1 protein-coding gene and 1 pseudogene are annotated in these 1,961 nt (G+C 44.3%); both read left to right on the forward strand.

The window, feature by feature from the left end:
* Window positions 1-1,281 (forward strand): annotated as a pseudogene (locus tag HMPREF2675_RS10655) (hemagglutinin); the annotation flags it as partial.
* 8 nt (window positions 1,282-1,289) lie between these two features.
* Window positions 1,290-1,751 carry a hypothetical protein gene (locus HMPREF2675_RS10660; protein WP_070815045.1) on the forward strand — a complete coding sequence of 154 codons (462 nt, stop codon included), beginning with the start codon at window positions 1,290-1,292 and terminating at the stop codon, window positions 1,749-1,751.
* The last annotated feature ends 210 nt before the right edge of the window (window positions 1,752-1,961 follow it).

Raw genomic sequence — 1,961 nt, forward strand, 5'->3', positions numbered from 1 at the left:
GACACCTGGAAAGAAGGCGGCATAGGCAGGAGCATACTGCACGGGGCGGCAGGCGGACTGATGACCGGCAGCCTCGGCGGCATATTGGCCGGCGGCGGCACTTCCCTTGCCGCACCGTATTTGGACGAAGCGGCGGAAAACCTAGGCCCGGCGGGCAAAGCGGCGGTCAACGCACTGGGCGGGGCGGCAATCGGCTATGCGGCGGGCGGAAATATCGGTACGGCGGCAGTAGGGGCGAATGTCGATTGGAACAATAGGCAGCTGCATCCGAAAGAAATGGCGTTGGCCGACAAATATGCCGAAGCCCTCAAGCGTGAAGTCGAAAAACGCGAAGGCAGAAAAATCAGCAGTCAAGAAGCGGCAATGAGAATCCGCAGGCAGATACTGCGCTGGGTGGATAAAGGTTCCCAAGACGGTTATACCGACCAAACGGTTATTTCCACAATCGGTATGAAAGGCGAAGACAAAGCCTTGGGTTATACTTGGGACTACCGCGACTACGGCGCAAGAAATCCGCAAGCCTACAACGATCCGAAGCTGTTTGAGGAATATCGCCGACAGGACAAACCCGAATACCGCAACCTGACCTGGCTGCACAGCGGGACGAAAGACACCAAAATCAGGCAGGAAGAGCGGAAAAACGAAGAGCTTGCGCTGAACGTTACCGACTGGCTGACGAGCTTTGTCAACCCCAATCCGAGGGTAAAAGCCCCGATTCTTGCGGGCGTTGGCAACCTGAAAAACATCAAGCCGACCGTTACCGGCAGAGATCCCTTATTGGCGGGTGCGGGGAATATCCGTATTCCTGCAAACGGCAATGTTGCGAAGGGGGACAGGATTCCGGATACGGCATTGGCGTCGAAGAGTCATCAAAAGAATGATTTTGGTACGTCTAAAGGACAGGGAGCAGAGTCTTCTATACCTGTCCCTCAAGCTATCCCAATAAAAATTAAAAATCCAGATAAAACGGTTAGTGAAACTACTTATAAATCTAATCCTAAACATACTCCTGGTCAGTTAGGGTTTAAGTTTGATGCTGGTATTGAGCCAAAGAATTCAGTTCAGTTAATTGAAAGTTCAGTACAAATTGGTAAACAGCGATTTGCAATTGATGATAAAGGACATATTCATCGTTATATGGGGGGCGATAGGAAAAATGAACCTTGGCATTGGGCTGGTTCTACATCCGATAAGAAGAATCCCTTGTCCTTAACAAGTCAACAAAAAGCAGGAATTAAAAAAGCATACCCCGATCAATCAAAGAATAAGTTATTAAAATAAGGATTTATATGAATATTATTATGGACTCAACAAGAAAATTTGGGATTTTATGGGAAAAAAACTCTGAATGTAATGGTTTTATTTATGGAAAAATTCAGATAATAATAGGAGAGAATATATATCCTAAGATATGCCCATATGAGTATTTTACACTAAATACAGTTTTTAATAGTTTGAAATCATCCTTTGAAGAGAAGTATTATGCAGGTGGAAACAATGGTTTGGATTTTGGAGAGCAACTATTTGATATAGATAAATATAATTCTCTGGAATTATGTAATATATTTTCTATTGATACCACATATATGAGTGGAGGGAGTAATTGTGAAATAGATTGTTTAGTATTAGAGATGGGATATTCTGGTGAGGAAGAGAGACTTTTTTATAGTTTTGATAATGGGAAAAACTTTAAAGAAATCAGATATAAGAAAGGTACAGTTGAATCTGTTATTTTTCAATTGAATCTATAATATATTTTAGCAAACCATAGCCTTCACGAATTCTTCACGTTTTTTGCAGGCATCCGTAATCTGTGAAAAACATCAAACCGACCATTACCGGCAGATTCCCTTAGTGGCAGGAGTCGGGAATATCCGTATTCCGGCAAACGGCAATGTTGCAAAGGGGGATAGTAAGCCGTAGCCCATAATCGACGGCGGGCAGGTACAAGCAGGCGGACT

Source organism: Neisseria sp. HMSC061H08, assembly GCF_001836795.1.
In the GTDB taxonomy this organism is placed as follows: Bacteria; Pseudomonadota; Gammaproteobacteria; order Burkholderiales; family Neisseriaceae; genus Neisseria; species Neisseria subflava_A.

Excerpts from the sequence above, each read along its gene's own strand:
- HMPREF2675_RS10660 (WP_070815045.1), top strand. The coding sequence starts at position 1,290 with ATGAATATTATTATGGACTCAACAAGAAAATTTGGGATTTTATGGGAA.